Source organism: Ruegeria sp. YTSA226, assembly GCF_059609905.1.
Map to the genome: position 1 here is coordinate 66,897 of NZ_JBXWMQ010000004.1, position 12,647 is coordinate 79,543.

A 12,647-nucleotide genomic window follows, 5' to 3' on the forward strand; every position below is an offset into this window, starting at 1 on the left:
TCTATACCGCGCAGCACGACAAATGAGGATGCACGTGCGTATTCGTTTTGATCAGGGGCCGGCCGGATCGGGAACTTATTTCGAACGGCCAGACCGGGTGATCCGCGCAGACAAAGCGGAAGACGTGCCACAGGCTTTGGCGGCGCTGGATGAGGCACGCGCGGATGGGGCCTGGCTGGCCGGTTATGCAAGCTATGAGCTTGGATATGCGTTGGAATCCCGCCTGTTGGACCGGATGCCTGCTGACCGCCGTCTGCCACTGCTGTGTTTCGGCGCCTATGATGCGCCAGGCCAGTGCGATCTGCCCGCACCGCTGGGCGGTGTTGCCGAATTCACGCCGCGCTGGGACGAGGCAAGATATGCACGTGCCTTTCAGCAGGTCCACGATGCGATCGGGGCCGGGGATATCTATCAGGCCAACCTGACGTTCCCCATTGACCTGACATTGCAAGGGGATAGCGCCACGCTTTATGCCGCACTGGCAGCAGGCCAGCCGGTCGGTCACGGAGTGCTGGTTCAACAGGATGGTTTGCCCGATTTGCTCAGCCGCTCGCCAGAGTTGTTTTTTCGCACCGGTGCAGATCGGACGATCGAAACCCGCCCGATGAAGGGCACACAACCCCGCAGCGAAGACATGGCCGAGGACGCGCGCCGCCGCGATTTCTTGTCGAGAGACGAGAAGAACCGCGCTGAAAACCTAATGATCGTTGACCTTCTGCGCAATGACATCAGCCGGGTTGCGCTGCCGGGGTCCGTGAAGGTACCCGAGCTATTCAAGGTCGAAACATATGCAACCGTGCATCAGATGATCTCGCTGGTGCAGGCGCAGCTGCATCTTGGGGCTGAACTTTCCGATATCCTAAACGCGTTATTTCCCTGCGGCTCGATCACAGGCGCGCCCAAAATTCGCGCGATGGAGATTTTGACCGATCTCGAACCCTGGCCACGCGATATCTATTGTGGTGCTATCGGCTGGGCCGCGCCAGACGGGCGATCCGAGTTCAACGTGGCTATTCGTACGCTGATGGTCGACGGCAACAAGGCCACGCTGAATGTGGGTGGGGGCGTCGTCTGGGACAGCACAGCCCCATCCGAATATGAGGAAGCGCTATGGAAGGCACGTTTCGCCCACCAGCTGACCCTGACTTCCGTCTGATCGAAACGCTGGCATTCCGGCCAGAGAGCGGGTTTGTGCGTGTTGGAAAACACCTGGCCCGGATGGAGCGTTCGGCACGGGCATTGGGGCTTCCTTTCGATGCAGGGCGCGCGATTGCAACGCTTGACCAAGTTGCGGGTTCAACCTCGTTGCGCTGTCGATTGACGATGGACATCAGTGGCGGGTTTGGCGTGACAACTGGTGCACTGGCGGATAACCCGTCCGTCTGGCGGGTCGCAGTTTCCAATACGAGGCTTGCCGCCTCTGATATCTGGTTGCAGCACAAGACGACGCAGCGCGATGTTTATGACCGGGCCCGGGCGGCACTGCCCGAGGGCGTAGATGAGTGGCTGTTTCTGAATGAGCGTGACGAAGTGTGCGAGGGCACCATTACTAACATCTTTCTGGACATGCCCGATGGTCGTTGCCTGACGCCGCCCTTGTCCTCCGGCTTGCTTCCCGGAATTTTGCGCGAAGACTTGCTGGAAAATAATAAAGTCAGCGAGGCGGTGCTGACCATGACCGACCTGCAAAGCGCGGAATGGTTCTGGATGGGCAATTCCTTGCGAGGCCTGATCTGGGCAGAATTGGCGGTACTGTGAACAGGCAAACCGATTGGGCTGAAGCCGCAGCACCTTCCCGTTGGTTGCGACTGGAATTCGGTTTGTTCTTCATCGCCGTACCTGTGCTGATTGCCGTACTTTTCCCGCCCAACTGGATGTTTCCATCGCTGTTTACCTTTACGGCCATCGGGATCGTGTTGTTGCATTTCACGCACGGATTTGCCTGGGCGGAATTGCGATATAGCTGGCGCAACTGGTCCTGGCCCGAAGTCGCCGGCTTTGCTGTGGGAATGACACTGTTTTGTGTTGCGCTAGTACGAGTGGCCCGTCCCGAAGCTGCCTTTTTCCTGTTGCACAACCAACCCGAGCTGCTGGCGATGATTTGGGTGTTTTACCCATTCGTTTCCGCCCTGCCGCAAGAGCTGCTGTTCCGGTCGCTGTTCTTTCGTCGTTACCACACGATCCTGCCCAATGGACGCACAGCTTATTTACTGAATGCATCGCTCTTTTCGCTTGCGCATTTGATGTATTGGAGCTGGATCGTAGCTCTGATGACATTTGCCGGAGGGTTGCTGTTCACCTGGGCCTATCGCAAACGCGGATCGTTTTTCTATGCGGTTCTGCTGCATGCCATCGCGGGGAACATCATCTTTGCGGTGGGTCTGGGCATCTATTTCTACTCAGGCAACGTGCAAAGGCCGTTTTGACGGTGCGACTTGCCTTGACTTTCCCAGTCTGACGCGGTGTATCGGCCCGACCAATTCTGCGCCCGAAGGGATATGATCCATGCACGCCTATCGCAGCCACACCTGCGCCGCTCTGACCGCCGCCAATGTCGGTGAAACCGTTCGCCTGTCTGGCTGGGTGCATCGGGTCCGAGATCACGGCGGCGTTCTATTCATCGACCTGCGCGATCATTTCGGCGTCACACAGGTTTTGTGCGACGGCGACAGCGCGGCATTCGCCGAACTGGAAAAAGTCCGCTCGGAATGGTGTATCCGTATTGATGGCACAGTCAAAGCGCGCGCCGCTGATCTGGTGAACGCGAAATTGCCCACGGGCGAGATCGAAGTTTACGTGCGCGAGTTGGAAGTACTGGGCGCCGCTGACGAGCTGCCGCTGATGGTGTTCGGCGATCAGGAATACCCTGAGGAAACGCGCCTGCGCTATCGCTATCTGGACCTGCGCCGCGAAGTGATGCAGCAGAATATGACCTTGCGCTCGGACGTTGTTGCCTCGATGCGCCGCCGGATGTGGGATCAGGGCTTCCGCGAGTATCAGACGCCAATCATCACGGCGTCCTCGCCTGAAGGCGCGCGCGATTTCCTCGTTCCGTCACGTCTTCACCCGGGCAAGTTCTACGCGCTGCCGCAGGCCCCACAGCAGTTCAAACAGCTGATCATGGTGTCGGGCTTCGACAAGTATTTTCAGATCGCGCCCTGCTTCCGGGACGAAGACCCGCGCGCCGACCGCTCACCCACCGATTTCTACCAGCTTGACCTTGAGATGTCGTTTGTCGAGCAGCAGGACGTATTCGACACGATTCAGCCCGTTCTGACCGGCGTGTTCGAAGAGTTCGGCGGCGGCCGTAAAGTCGATCAGGACTGGCCGCAGATTTCCTACAAGGACGCGGCCTTGTGGTATGGCAGCGACAAGCCCGACCTGCGGAATCCTATTAAAATGCAAGTGGTCTCCGACCACTTCCGCGGGTCTGGGTTCGCGATTTTCGCGAAGCTGTTGGAGCAGGATGGCACCGAAATCCGCGCTATTCCTGCGCCGACGGGTGGCAGCCGCAAGTTCTGCGACCGCATGAACGCCTTTGCCCAGAAAGAGGGTCTGCCCGGTATGGGCTATATCTTCTGGCGCGATCAGGGCGAAGGGATGGAGGCCGCCGGTCCACTGGCCAAAAACATTGGCCCTGAACGGACCGAGGCGATCCGCCAGCAACTGGGTCTGGGCGTCGGAGACGCGGCGTTCTTCCTGGGCGGCAAACCGAAAGCCTTTGAAAAGGTGGCCGGCAGGGCGCGCGATGTGATCGGTGATGAACTGAACCTGACCGAGAAAGACCGCTTTGCCTTTGCCTGGATCGTCGATTTTCCGATCTATGAGCAAGACGAAGAAACCGGTGCGATCGACTTTGAACACAACCCCTTCTCGATGCCGCAGGGCGGGATGGAGGCGCTGAACGGCAATCCTCTGGACGTGCGCGGTTATCAATATGACTTGGCCTGTAACGGATACGAGCTGGTCTCGGGCGCGATCCGGAACCACAAGCCCGAGATCATGCTGAAGGCCTTTGAGCTGGCTGGCTATGGCGCGGATGAGGTGAAATCCCGCTTTGGCGCGCTGTTCAACGCCTTCCACTATGGCGCCCCGCCGCACGGTGGCTGTGCAGCTGGTATCGACCGGATCGTGATGCTTTTGGCCGATGAAGCCAATATCCGCGAGGTCATGATGTTCCCGATGAACCAGCGTGCCGAGGATCTGATGATGCAGGCACCGTCCGACCCGGCCTCGGACCAGCTGATGGAGTTGGGCCTGCGGATTATCCCTCAGGACTGATAGAAAACCCGCCACAGTCGTCTGTGGCGGTTTTTTTCTGTTTTCAACCCATTCCCAATTCTCTGATAGCGGGTTTACAGGAAATGGTCCTTTTTCCTCTCACGGCTGTTCCGAATGTCACGCGCGCTGACGCGTGTCTGTCTGTATGCCCACAGACAAAGGAGCGATGCGGTAATTAGATATGCGGTTGTCACTTCAGATAGCCTCGCGCTGTTCCAGACGGGCCTGCACTATTCCCGCAACTTGGGCTGTCAGAGCGGTGATGGGCATACCTGCGGCGCGTGAGGCTGCCAACTGTTGGGCGGCTTCGGCCAGAACCGTATCTTCCGCATCACGGGCAACGCCGCGCAGGAATTGGGCCGCATAGTCCAGTGACCAATGGTCATTCGGTCCGGCCAGAACATCTGCGATATGTGCCATGTCGTCCTGATAGGCCATAGGATCGGGGCATATCACCTCATCCTGAACGGCGTGGAGTGTGCAGGGGCGGCGGTCTTCAGGTAGACAATTCAGAATAGACGACTGGAAATAGGATAGTGAGTTAAGCGGTTTGGCAAGAAACCCGTCCGCGCCAACCTCTGTCGCAAGGGTTTCTGAATTGTCGTCTCCTGACATGCCCAGGATCGCTCCGATCCGGGGCGTAGTCATGGCCAATTCGGCAATCAGATCAGCACCAGAGCCATCTGGCAGCCCCATATCCACCAAGATCACCGAAGGTCGATAGATCTGAAGATGGCGCCGGGCGGACTTCAGGCAATCGGCCCGCCTGATCCGCGCACCCGAATGCAAACACATTAACCGGATAGCGTCGCAGGCATAGCGGCTGTCTTCAACAACCAAAATGGTTTGTCCCAGCAGCGGCCGCGTGGCCGTTGGCTGTGCGGGTGCGGTGAAGGGGCTCGAATCGTCCATGGCAGAACTCCTATTCAGCAGATGCTTCACGCTAGGAACTTCTGGCTAACACGGGGTTAACGGCAATTTGGCGCACTTGTCCTTTGCCTGATCTGTCCCCATAACCGCTGCAACTCAGAAGGTAGGAGAGTTCCATGATTGGCCGCTTAAACCACGTTGCCATTGCCGTCCCTGATCTTATGGCGGCGTCTGAACAGTACCGCAGCGCTTTAGGTGCCAAGGTTGGCACGCCGCAGGATGAACCTGATCACGGCGTTACTGTGGTGTTCATTGAATTGCCCAACACCAAGATCGAGTTGCTTTATCCTTTGGGCGATGACAGCCCGATCAATGGTTTTCTAGAGAAGAACCCCGCCGGCGGAATCCATCATGTCTGCTATGAGGTGGAGGATATCATTGCCGCGCGTGATCACCTGAAAGAAACCGGCGCCCGGGTGCTGGGTAGCGGTGAACCCAAGATCGGCGCGCACGGGAAACCGGTTCTTTTCCTGCATCCCAAAGATTTCAACGGCTGTCTGGTCGAGTTGGAACAAGTATAAACACCGGAGGTGTACACATGACGATCACTGCAGGACTGGTTCTGTTTGCCGTCATCTGGTTCATGACGCTTTTGGTGATTCTGCCGATCCGCATCAAGACCCAGGGTGATTTGGGCGAGGTCGTTCCCGGCACCCATTCAGGGGCCCCGGAAGTGCATCACATGAAGAAAAAGCTATGGATCACCACCGGGGTGTCGGTCGTGCTCTGGGCTATCATTGCAGGGATCATTATTTCGGGCGTGATTTCGGTACGGGATTTCGATTGGCTAAATCAAATGGAACCGCGAAACTAAGCTTCAGGGCGTTGGCCCTGACAGCTTATGAAAGATATGCGTGAATGTAGCAGCTCCGATAATCGGGATCACAAGATTCACCAGCGGAATAGACAGTGGGATGGCCATCAACGTGCCCGCAAGCCAAATTGTTGACGAATGTTGTGCCCGCAGTTTTCGCGCGCCCTCACGCCCGATACGGCGCATGGCTGCCAGCGTAAAATACTCACGCCCCAGCAGAAATCCGTTCATCGCCCAAAAGATAAACGGGGCCAGTGGCGTGAAGATCGCATAAAGGATCAGCGCCAGAAGGTTGGCCACAATCAGCACACCCATAAAACCAAGCGCGTCAGTGATCGCATCGCCTATCGGGATGCGTGGAACCGCGGGCAGGCTCGGATAATGCCTGTCCTCTACAGCTTGCGCGACATCGTCCAGAAACACAGACGTGATGGCTGAGGCGACGGGAATCATCAAAAACACTGGCAGGATCAGCACCAGGAAAATGCCGGAATAGCTAAGGACGTCATTCAGCCAGGGAACTGCACCAATGAATGGCAGCGATATCTCGTCCCCTGACAGCCGGTTGATCAGCCAAATTGCACCGGCGCAGGCTGCGATCAGCATCAGGATGGTCAGGCCGATACCTCGCAGCAGAACCCCGCGGAATTTCGGGTCTCCGATCTGACCAAGCGCTGAAAAAAAGGCGTTGAGGATGATCATTCTGTGACCCATTCGGTCAGGGCATCAACATCCGGGCGGGGGCGTTCGGGCGGGGTCGAGCCCTCGGTCGCGATATGAATCAGACCGGCAACCCGTTCGTTATCCTGCAATTCAAACGCCTTGCGACAGAATTCCGGATCGTGGGTTTGCCAGCCAGACAACCAATTCGCGCCCCATCCTGCGGTCAAAGCAGCGTTCAGCAAAGCAAGGCAAACAGCCCCAGCTGAATAGGTCTGCTCGATGGCTGGAATCTTTTCCGAAGGCTTCTGAACCTCGATCACAGCGACGGCGAGATGGCCTAAATCAAACTGTCCGCGCGCTTTTTCAATGTCTTGAGGGGATTTGCCAAGCGCCTCACCGCATTCCTGCGTTAGCCCCGACAGGCGCCCCATAGCGCCTTTTTCAAGCACGATGAACCGCCAGGGTTCCAGTTTTCCGTGATCCGGGCTGCGGGCTGCTGCGGTTAGCAGGGGCATCAGCTGCTCACGGTCGGGGGCTGGTTCAATCAACGTTTTGGCTGGGCGCGACCGACGGGTCTGCAGAAACTCAAAAGCGGCCGGATTCTTCAAGGACATATGTTAACTTCCTTTACATAGGCTGTCTGTATCTGGTTGAACGTCTGGCGAGTTTCAAGTGCAATCGGCTGGACCAGTTGGATCAATTTCATTCCCCGCCCAACCGTGCAAGGGTCTTTGTTAACAGAAGGTGCCAATGGGAAAACCGAAACTAAGAAATCTTCCAGACCTGAGCGACCGTGTTGCACCGAATGCTGAGATTGCGGTCAGGGTTACCCCGAAAGCCGCAGCAGACAGGATTTTGGTTCAGGACGGAACGATCAGAATATATATCACTGCACCGCCCGAAAACGGCAGGGCAAATGAAGCCACACGTGAGCTTCTGGCGGTGGCGCTGGGGGTTGCTCCGTCCGCACTGATCCTGAAGCGCGGCCAGACATTGCGCGAGAAAGTCTTTGTGTGTCAGGCCTGATCGGGGGTTTCGCGAATTTGGTAAACACCTTCGGGCAGATCCAGTGCCGCAGCCAGATCACGAACCTGTTCGGGCGAAAGCGTAATCTTCTGAACCTGGTCAGTGCGCGGATCCAGTTGTTCCAGCGTTACGCATTCTGCAAAATTGTTAATAACCACATCCTCGTTCAAAGGCTTTTCGCCTTCGTCCACCAAGGTTATGACCGTCGAGTCGAATTCATGCTCAATCGAAAACATGTGTCCAGCTTGCCGGGCGGAACATTGCAATGCAACCCGTTCTTGGGAAATCGTCCGGTGGCGAACCGCCTTGTGTCGGGCTATGTTCGACGAAAAGGCATGACCGGACCAAAGGAAATAGTATGCGTCGCCTGATCTTGATGATATTTGGTCTGGTTCTGTCGGCCTGTGACACCGGTTCGTTACGCGTTCAGCCGGTAGAGGAATGGCAACAACCTTCAACTGATTTTCAGGTCGATGTGCTGACCTTTCGCGAAATCAGTCAAAGGGTCGGGGATGTGGCGCGCGCAGAGTGCAAGCGGCGCAGTAATGTCAGCAACTGCGATTTTTCGATCGTGGTTGATCTGAACCCTCGCGCACCAGCAAATGCTTTTCAAACCTTGGATGACGACAATCAACCAGTCATAATCTTCACCCGCGCGATGATTCAATCGGTGGAAAACGCCGATGAACTGGCCTTTGTGATGGGGCATGAATCTGCTCATCACATCCTGCGCCATATTCCCCGCCAGTCCGAAAACTCACGAGAAAGCGCCGCGATTTTTGGCGAGCTTGCACGCATAGCGGGGGCAAATGACGCCGATCTTGAACAGGCGCAGAAGCTGGGCGCGCAGGTGGGTGCCCAGATATATGTCAAGGACTTTGAACTGGAAGCGGACCGGTTGGGAACGATCATCACGCACCGGGCAGGTTATAATCCCTTGTTAGGAGCCCGCTATTTTGCCCGAATTCCTGACCCGGGCGATCGTTTTCTAGGCACCCATCCACCGAATGCTCAGCGCGTCGAAATTGTTTTGGAAACCTCACGGCAGCTTGGGCTGACACAATGACGGGACTGAAACGGTTGGGGGTTGTCTTGACGGACCGCGGATCGAAATATGCCGTGTCCGGCGCTTTGGTCAGTTCCCGGGACGAGGTGGCAGCTGTCCTGCAGGACCTGAAATCTGACAAAAGCTATGCCAAGGCCACGCACAATACCTGGGCCGCAATCCTGCCTACTGGTGCGCTCAAGGCGGATGACGGGGAAAGCGGTGCCGGAATGGTGATTCTGCGCATGCTGGAAAGGGCCGAACTGAGCGGTCATATCGTCATTGTCACTCGATGGTATGGCGGAAAAAAGCTGGGCGGTGATCGATTCCGACGGGTGCAGGATGCAACACGGGCTTATCTGGACGAACTGGAATTGGGACTTTGACCTGCGTCAAGGCTTGGGCTGTTTCGTATTGCTAGTCTGATCGGACAAAGCGAAACGGAAAGGAATGCCAATGCCCGATCGCGAAACGCTTAGGCATCATGCTGGTCTTTTTGACCGTATGGCTGGCAAGCTGGGGGTGGATCTGCAGGAATCTGCAATCGCTGGACATATATCGGTGGATCAGATTACCGATGCGGTTCTGCGATGCACCGATTGCCCGAACCCGGGCCATTGCCAATCATTTTTGAATCAACCGGTTCTGGCAGCGCAGACCCCCGAATATTGCCGGAACCAGGATTTGTTAAGCAAGTTGATCCCTTAGGGGGGCCGCAATGCCGCGCCTTGGACACCTCATGACCCATTTGCGCCTTGTGTTGAGGATGGGGCAAGCGACGGGTACGGATATTGTGCGGGCCCACAATAAAGGTCGGCTAAGTCAGGAAGACTGGGCTGAAATGATCCGCCTGTGTCAGGGATGTGGCTGGGCGGCTGCCTGCCCGGATTGGATGGAAAGACATCCAGATGTTGCAGGAGCACCGCAAACCTGCCCGAACAAACATCAATTCGCCGCGTTGAAAGTAATACAAATGCAGGAATTGGGATGAAACACGCTGTACTGGGCGACGTGGAAAAGCACTTTTGGCTAACTCGATCCGTTGCCCGATGCCTTAAGATCTCGTTGACCGAAGCCATGTCCGACGGGCGGTTGAGCCCGGATGAATACGCCGAGATGGTAACGCGTTGCCGGGCCTCGGACTGTCACGAGAAATGCACGATATGGCTGGCGGCGCAGCAATCTGATCCCCGTTCAGCGCCCGGGTTCTGCGTAAATAGCCAGGTTTTCAACCGGCTGAAGTGATCAGATCTTGGAATGTGTCCCGTCGCAAAACGGAGGGTTAGCGCAGTTTTTACAGCCGCAGAAGAAGAGTTTCTTGCTGGTATCAGCCGTGAACTTGACCGGTTCAAAGCCGGTTCCTTTGTGAGATCCATCACAAAATGGCTGCCGATTGGACCGGCCGCACGAGCACCAGAAATAGCTTTTTCCTTCGGTTACTTCGATTGGATAGGGCGCTTTTTGCGCAATGACTGGACCTTCTGGCATCTGGTTTCTCCGTTCGCTGACTTTCCCCAGTCTATCGCCTGAACAGATGTGCCGAAAGCAGTAGCTGCCACGCGGCACCCATTCCATAGGCAATCCCCCCGGCATGGTTTTGCCTGCTTTCGCAAACGCGCTGTTGATTTTATTGCAAAATTACCAACCACACCGTATTGTGAAGTCGGCCCCATGTTCAGGGCAATAACAGAAATTAATTAGAGGAATGACGGACATGAAACTCAAATTTGCTGCCGTTAGTGCGTTTGCCCTGGTTCTGGCTGCTTGCTCGCAACAGGAAGAGCCGACACCGGTATACATTACCCCAGATTATGACAAATACGGCACGCCGAGCTGCCCGGCAGGGACAGATCTGGCGACGACCGAAGCAGGTCAGACCGTATGTAATCCGACTGCTCAATAAGATTTTCGCGGGCGGATTCCGACATAGCCGCCCGCACAATCGAACAAAAAAGCCGCCCTATGGGTGGCTTTTTTATTGCCTGTCATACGGTGTTCGGGTTTCTGTTTGACCTATTGAATTACCGAGGTCGCATGAGAAAACTTGTCACCCATCTAAAGGACCGCATCCGCTGGAGCTGGCAGGGATTGGCTGCCACTTGGCACGGTGAATACTCGTTCCGGGCTTGGGTCTGCGCTAATCTTGTTTCTGCGGGTCTGGCCCTGTGGCTGCCCCTGAGCGATGGCGTTCGGGCTCTGATACTGGTGATCGGTCTGTTGGTTCTGGTGGCCGAACTGTTCAACACGGCGATCGAACGGGCGGTGGATCATACTTCGACCGAACACAATCTATTGGCCGGGCAAGCCAAAGACGCCGCCAGCGCTGCGGTGGCACTGACTGCTTTGGCTGGCGGATTGGCCTGGGTTATCGGGCTGTTGAGCCTTTTCTGACTGCCGCTGGGTCGGTCAATTCAGTTAGATGTGGTTAGCGAAGCTTGCCCCATAGATCATATTCCCCGGCCTCGTCCACCTCGACCGAGACAATGTCGCCCGGTTTCAGGGCCTCATACCCTTCGTCGATGAACAGGTTGCCGTCGATCTCGGGCGCGTCGGCGGTGGTGCGGCAGGTCGCGGCCTCATCATCGATCTCATCCACGATGACCTGCAGGGTCTGGCCGACCTTTGCGGCCAGTTTGGCCTCGGAAATCGCCTGAGCCTTTTCCATGAACCTCTCCCAGCGGTCCTGTTTGACCTCGGCGGGCACATGGTCAGGAAGATCGTTAGAGCGGGCTCCGTCGACGTTTTCGTACTGAAAACAACCGACGCGATCCAACTGCGCCTCATCCATCCAGTCCAGCAGGGTCTGGAACTCGGCCTCGGTCTCGCCGGGGTAGCCCACGATAAAGGTGGAACGAAGCGTGATATCAGGACAGGTCGCGCGCCAGGCGGCAATCTCGTCCAGCGTTCTGGCGGCCGCAGCAGGGCGGGCCATGCGTTTCAAAACATCCGGGTGTGCGTGCTGGAAGGGAATGTCCAGATAGGGCAGGACGTTACTGCCCGCATCCGCCGTCAGGGGGATCAGCTCACGCACATGCGGGTAGGGATAGACATAGTGCAGGCGAATCCACGCATCCAGCTGTCCCAATTCGCGCGCAAGATCGGTGATATGGCTGCGGACCTCACGGTCTTTCCAGGGGTTCACATCGTATTTCCGGTCCAACCCATAGGCCGAGGTGTCCTGCGAAATCACCAGCAATTCGCGCACACCGTTATCGACCAGCTTTTCCGCCTCGCGCAGAACAGCATGCGCCGGACGGCTGGCCAGTTTGCCGCGCATGTCCGGGATGATGCAGAACTTGCATTTGTGGTTACAGCCCTCGGATATCTTGAGATAGCTGTAGTGGCGCGGCGTCAGCTGAACGTTGGCCGCAGGCAGCAGATCCACGAAGGGGTCGGGATCAGGTGGCACGGCCTTGTGTACCGCATCCAGCACCTGCTCGTACTGATGTGGTCCGGTGACGGCCATGATGCGGGGGTGATGCTCGCGGATGTAATCGGGTTCGGCCCCTAGACATCCGGTTACGATAACCTTGCCGTTTTCCACCAAAGCCTCGCCGATGGCATCCAGAGACTCCGCCTTGGCGCTGTCCAGAAATCCGCAGGTATTCACAATCACGGCATCCGCGCCTGAATAGTCCGGCGAGATGCCGTATCCTTCGGCCCTCAGGCGCGTCAGAATCCGCTCGCTGTCGACCAAAGCCTTGGGGCAACCCAGCGATACCATGCCGATGGTCGGCTGGTTCGGACGTGGTGTATCAGTGATCCGGGCAGCAGGTGCCAGGTCGGGGCGGAGGTTTGGCGGGTTTGTGGTCATGGCGCGGCATATAGTGGGGAAAGCTTCCCCTTGCAAATGCGCTGCCGTCTTTGAATGATCTTTTTATAGCGTGC

At 56.8% G+C, this 12,647-nt stretch carries 20 protein-coding genes; 14 read left to right on the forward strand and 6 right to left on the reverse strand.

Annotation, left to right across the window (positions count from 1 at the left end; all coding sequences use genetic code 11):
- Window positions 1–28 precede the first annotated feature (28 nt).
- From AC2FFF_RS07355 to aspS, 4 genes are all read left to right on the forward strand, one after another.
- Complete coding sequence (locus AC2FFF_RS07355; RefSeq protein WP_281972674.1) at window positions 29–1,156, forward strand: aminodeoxychorismate synthase component I; 1,128 nt, start codon at window positions 29–31, stop codon at window positions 1,154–1,156.
- Window positions 1,111–1,758 carry an aminotransferase class IV family protein gene (locus AC2FFF_RS07360; RefSeq protein ID WP_142636588.1) on the forward strand — a complete coding sequence of 216 codons (648 nt, stop codon included), beginning with the start codon at window positions 1,111–1,113 and terminating at the stop codon, window positions 1,756–1,758. Before AC2FFF_RS07355 ends, AC2FFF_RS07360 begins: the two co-directional genes overlap by 46 nt.
- Window positions 1,755–2,426, forward strand: coding sequence for a CPBP family intramembrane glutamic endopeptidase (locus AC2FFF_RS07365; protein WP_496882906.1), 672 nt, complete (start codon window positions 1,755–1,757; stop codon window positions 2,424–2,426). The genes AC2FFF_RS07360 and AC2FFF_RS07365 overlap by 4 nt, the downstream gene beginning before the upstream one ends.
- Window positions 2,427–2,505: 79 nt before the next feature.
- Entirely contained in the window at window positions 2,506–4,281 is a 1,776-nt protein-coding gene (aspS, locus tag AC2FFF_RS07370) for an aspartate--tRNA ligase (protein ID WP_142636592.1), read from the forward strand.
- Between the two features lie 195 nt (window positions 4,282–4,476).
- On the opposite strand, the gene AC2FFF_RS07375 is transcribed toward aspS, so the two are convergent.
- Window positions 4,477–5,193: a response regulator gene (locus AC2FFF_RS07375; protein ID WP_281972676.1), complete on the reverse strand. Its 717-nt coding sequence runs from the start codon at window positions 5,191–5,193 to the stop codon at window positions 4,477–4,479.
- Between the two features lie 134 nt (window positions 5,194–5,327).
- Between AC2FFF_RS07375 and mce the strand changes: the two genes are divergently transcribed.
- Both mce and AC2FFF_RS07385 read left to right on the forward strand, forming a co-directional pair.
- Window positions 5,328–5,732: a methylmalonyl-CoA epimerase gene (mce, locus tag AC2FFF_RS07380; protein WP_281972677.1), complete on the forward strand. Its 405-nt coding sequence runs from the start codon at window positions 5,328–5,330 to the stop codon at window positions 5,730–5,732.
- A 17-nt stretch (window positions 5,733–5,749) separates the two neighbouring features.
- The gene (locus AC2FFF_RS07385) at window positions 5,750–6,025 is read left to right on the forward strand and encodes a DUF1467 family protein (protein ID WP_142636598.1); all 276 of its coding nucleotides are present in this window, start codon (window positions 5,750–5,752) and stop codon (window positions 6,023–6,025) included.
- A 3-nt stretch (window positions 6,026–6,028) separates the two neighbouring features.
- Here AC2FFF_RS07385 and AC2FFF_RS07390 read toward each other — a convergent pair whose 3' ends face one another.
- On the reverse strand, window positions 6,029–6,727 hold the full coding sequence (locus AC2FFF_RS07390) for an EI24 domain-containing protein (RefSeq protein WP_185956679.1): 699 nt from the start codon (window positions 6,725–6,727) through the stop codon (window positions 6,029–6,031).
- Window positions 6,724–7,302: a nitroreductase family protein gene (locus AC2FFF_RS07395; protein WP_281972678.1), complete on the reverse strand. Its 579-nt coding sequence runs from the start codon at window positions 7,300–7,302 to the stop codon at window positions 6,724–6,726. Before AC2FFF_RS07395 ends, AC2FFF_RS07390 begins: the two co-directional genes overlap by 4 nt.
- Window positions 7,303–7,438: 136 nt before the next feature.
- Here AC2FFF_RS07395 and AC2FFF_RS07400 point away from each other — a divergent pair, with 136 nt between their 5' ends.
- On the forward strand, window positions 7,439–7,714 hold the full coding sequence (locus AC2FFF_RS07400) for a DUF167 domain-containing protein (protein WP_281972679.1): 276 nt from the start codon (window positions 7,439–7,441) through the stop codon (window positions 7,712–7,714).
- Here AC2FFF_RS07400 and AC2FFF_RS07405 read toward each other — a convergent pair.
- A complete protein-coding gene (locus tag AC2FFF_RS07405; protein ID WP_271949269.1) occupies window positions 7,705–7,950 on the reverse strand; it encodes a DUF8831 family protein in 246 nt (81 codons plus the stop codon). The two genes, AC2FFF_RS07400 and AC2FFF_RS07405, sit on opposite strands and share 10 nt — an antisense overlap.
- Window positions 7,951–8,072: 122 nt before the next feature.
- Here AC2FFF_RS07405 and AC2FFF_RS07410 point away from each other — a divergent pair, with 122 nt between their 5' ends.
- From AC2FFF_RS07410 to AC2FFF_RS07430, 5 genes are all read left to right on the forward strand, one after another.
- A complete protein-coding gene (locus AC2FFF_RS07410) occupies window positions 8,073–8,780 on the forward strand; it encodes a M48 family metallopeptidase (protein ID WP_271949271.1) in 708 nt (235 codons plus the stop codon).
- Window positions 8,777–9,145 (forward strand): YigZ family protein, encoded by a 369-nt coding sequence (locus AC2FFF_RS07415; RefSeq protein ID WP_142636608.1) that lies wholly within the window; start codon window positions 8,777–8,779, stop codon window positions 9,143–9,145. Before AC2FFF_RS07410 ends, AC2FFF_RS07415 begins: the two co-directional genes overlap by 4 nt.
- Window positions 9,146–9,215: 70 nt before the next feature.
- A complete protein-coding gene (locus AC2FFF_RS07420) occupies window positions 9,216–9,467 on the forward strand; it encodes a DUF6455 family protein (RefSeq protein WP_271949274.1) in 252 nt (83 codons plus the stop codon).
- A gap of 10 nt (window positions 9,468–9,477) precedes the next feature.
- Window positions 9,478–9,750 carry a DUF6455 family protein gene (locus AC2FFF_RS07425; RefSeq protein WP_271949276.1) on the forward strand — a complete coding sequence of 91 codons (273 nt, stop codon included), beginning with the start codon at window positions 9,478–9,480 and terminating at the stop codon, window positions 9,748–9,750.
- Window positions 9,747–10,004, forward strand: a complete 258-nt coding sequence (locus AC2FFF_RS07430) for a DUF6455 family protein (RefSeq protein ID WP_271949278.1) — start codon at window positions 9,747–9,749, stop codon at window positions 10,002–10,004. The genes AC2FFF_RS07425 and AC2FFF_RS07430 overlap by 4 nt, the downstream gene beginning before the upstream one ends.
- On the opposite strand, the gene AC2FFF_RS07435 is transcribed toward AC2FFF_RS07430, so the two are convergent.
- Entirely contained in the window at window positions 10,005–10,247 is a 243-nt protein-coding gene (locus AC2FFF_RS07435) for a CDGSH iron-sulfur domain-containing protein (RefSeq protein WP_142636614.1), read from the reverse strand. It lies immediately after the preceding gene.
- Between the two features lie 226 nt (window positions 10,248–10,473).
- Between AC2FFF_RS07435 and AC2FFF_RS07440 the strand changes: the two genes are divergently transcribed.
- Both AC2FFF_RS07440 and AC2FFF_RS07445 read left to right on the forward strand, forming a co-directional pair.
- On the forward strand, window positions 10,474–10,662 hold the full coding sequence (locus tag AC2FFF_RS07440; protein WP_142636616.1) for a hypothetical protein: 189 nt from the start codon (window positions 10,474–10,476) through the stop codon (window positions 10,660–10,662).
- A gap of 131 nt (window positions 10,663–10,793) precedes the next feature.
- A complete protein-coding gene (locus tag AC2FFF_RS07445; RefSeq protein ID WP_271949280.1) occupies window positions 10,794–11,150 on the forward strand; it encodes a diacylglycerol kinase in 357 nt (118 codons plus the stop codon).
- Window positions 11,151–11,184: 34 nt separating this feature from the next.
- Here AC2FFF_RS07445 and rimO read toward each other — a convergent pair whose 3' ends face one another.
- Entirely contained in the window at window positions 11,185–12,573 is a 1,389-nt protein-coding gene (gene rimO, locus AC2FFF_RS07450; RefSeq protein ID WP_281972681.1) for a 30S ribosomal protein S12 methylthiotransferase RimO, read from the reverse strand.
- Window positions 12,574–12,647: the final 74 nt, after the last annotated feature.

Excerpts from the sequence above, each read along its gene's own strand:
- AC2FFF_RS07390 (WP_185956679.1), bottom strand. The coding sequence starts at position 6,727 with ATGATCATCCTCAACGCCTTTTTTTCAGCGCTTGGTCAGATCGGAGAC.
- AC2FFF_RS07355 (WP_281972674.1), top strand. The coding sequence starts at position 29 with ATGCACGTGCGTATTCGTTTTGATCAGGGGCCGGCCGGATCGGGAACT.
- AC2FFF_RS07430 (WP_271949278.1), top strand. The coding sequence starts at position 9,747 with ATGAAACACGCTGTACTGGGCGACGTGGAAAAGCACTTTTGGCTAACT.
- AC2FFF_RS07410 (WP_271949271.1), top strand. The coding sequence starts at position 8,073 with ATGCGTCGCCTGATCTTGATGATATTTGGTCTGGTTCTGTCGGCCTGT.
- mce (WP_281972677.1), top strand. The coding sequence starts at position 5,328 with ATGATTGGCCGCTTAAACCACGTTGCCATTGCCGTCCCTGATCTTATG.
- AC2FFF_RS07420 (WP_271949274.1), top strand. The coding sequence starts at position 9,216 with ATGCCCGATCGCGAAACGCTTAGGCATCATGCTGGTCTTTTTGACCGT.
- AC2FFF_RS07360 (WP_142636588.1), top strand. The coding sequence starts at position 1,111 with ATGGAAGGCACGTTTCGCCCACCAGCTGACCCTGACTTCCGTCTGATC.
- aspS (WP_142636592.1), top strand. The coding sequence starts at position 2,506 with ATGCACGCCTATCGCAGCCACACCTGCGCCGCTCTGACCGCCGCCAAT.
- AC2FFF_RS07395 (WP_281972678.1), bottom strand. The coding sequence starts at position 7,302 with ATGTCCTTGAAGAATCCGGCCGCTTTTGAGTTTCTGCAGACCCGTCGG.
- AC2FFF_RS07435 (WP_142636614.1), bottom strand. The coding sequence starts at position 10,247 with ATGCCAGAAGGTCCAGTCATTGCGCAAAAAGCGCCCTATCCAATCGAA.
- AC2FFF_RS07440 (WP_142636616.1), top strand. The coding sequence starts at position 10,474 with ATGAAACTCAAATTTGCTGCCGTTAGTGCGTTTGCCCTGGTTCTGGCT.
- AC2FFF_RS07400 (WP_281972679.1), top strand. The coding sequence starts at position 7,439 with ATGGGAAAACCGAAACTAAGAAATCTTCCAGACCTGAGCGACCGTGTT.
- AC2FFF_RS07445 (WP_271949280.1), top strand. The coding sequence starts at position 10,794 with ATGAGAAAACTTGTCACCCATCTAAAGGACCGCATCCGCTGGAGCTGG.
- AC2FFF_RS07405 (WP_271949269.1), bottom strand. The coding sequence starts at position 7,950 with ATGTTTTCGATTGAGCATGAATTCGACTCGACGGTCATAACCTTGGTG.
- AC2FFF_RS07425 (WP_271949276.1), top strand. The coding sequence starts at position 9,478 with ATGCCGCGCCTTGGACACCTCATGACCCATTTGCGCCTTGTGTTGAGG.
- AC2FFF_RS07385 (WP_142636598.1), top strand. The coding sequence starts at position 5,750 with ATGACGATCACTGCAGGACTGGTTCTGTTTGCCGTCATCTGGTTCATG.
- AC2FFF_RS07375 (WP_281972676.1), bottom strand. The coding sequence starts at position 5,193 with ATGGACGATTCGAGCCCCTTCACCGCACCCGCACAGCCAACGGCCACG.
- rimO (WP_281972681.1), bottom strand. The coding sequence starts at position 12,573 with ATGACCACAAACCCGCCAAACCTCCGCCCCGACCTGGCACCTGCTGCC.
- AC2FFF_RS07415 (WP_142636608.1), top strand. The coding sequence starts at position 8,777 with ATGACGGGACTGAAACGGTTGGGGGTTGTCTTGACGGACCGCGGATCG.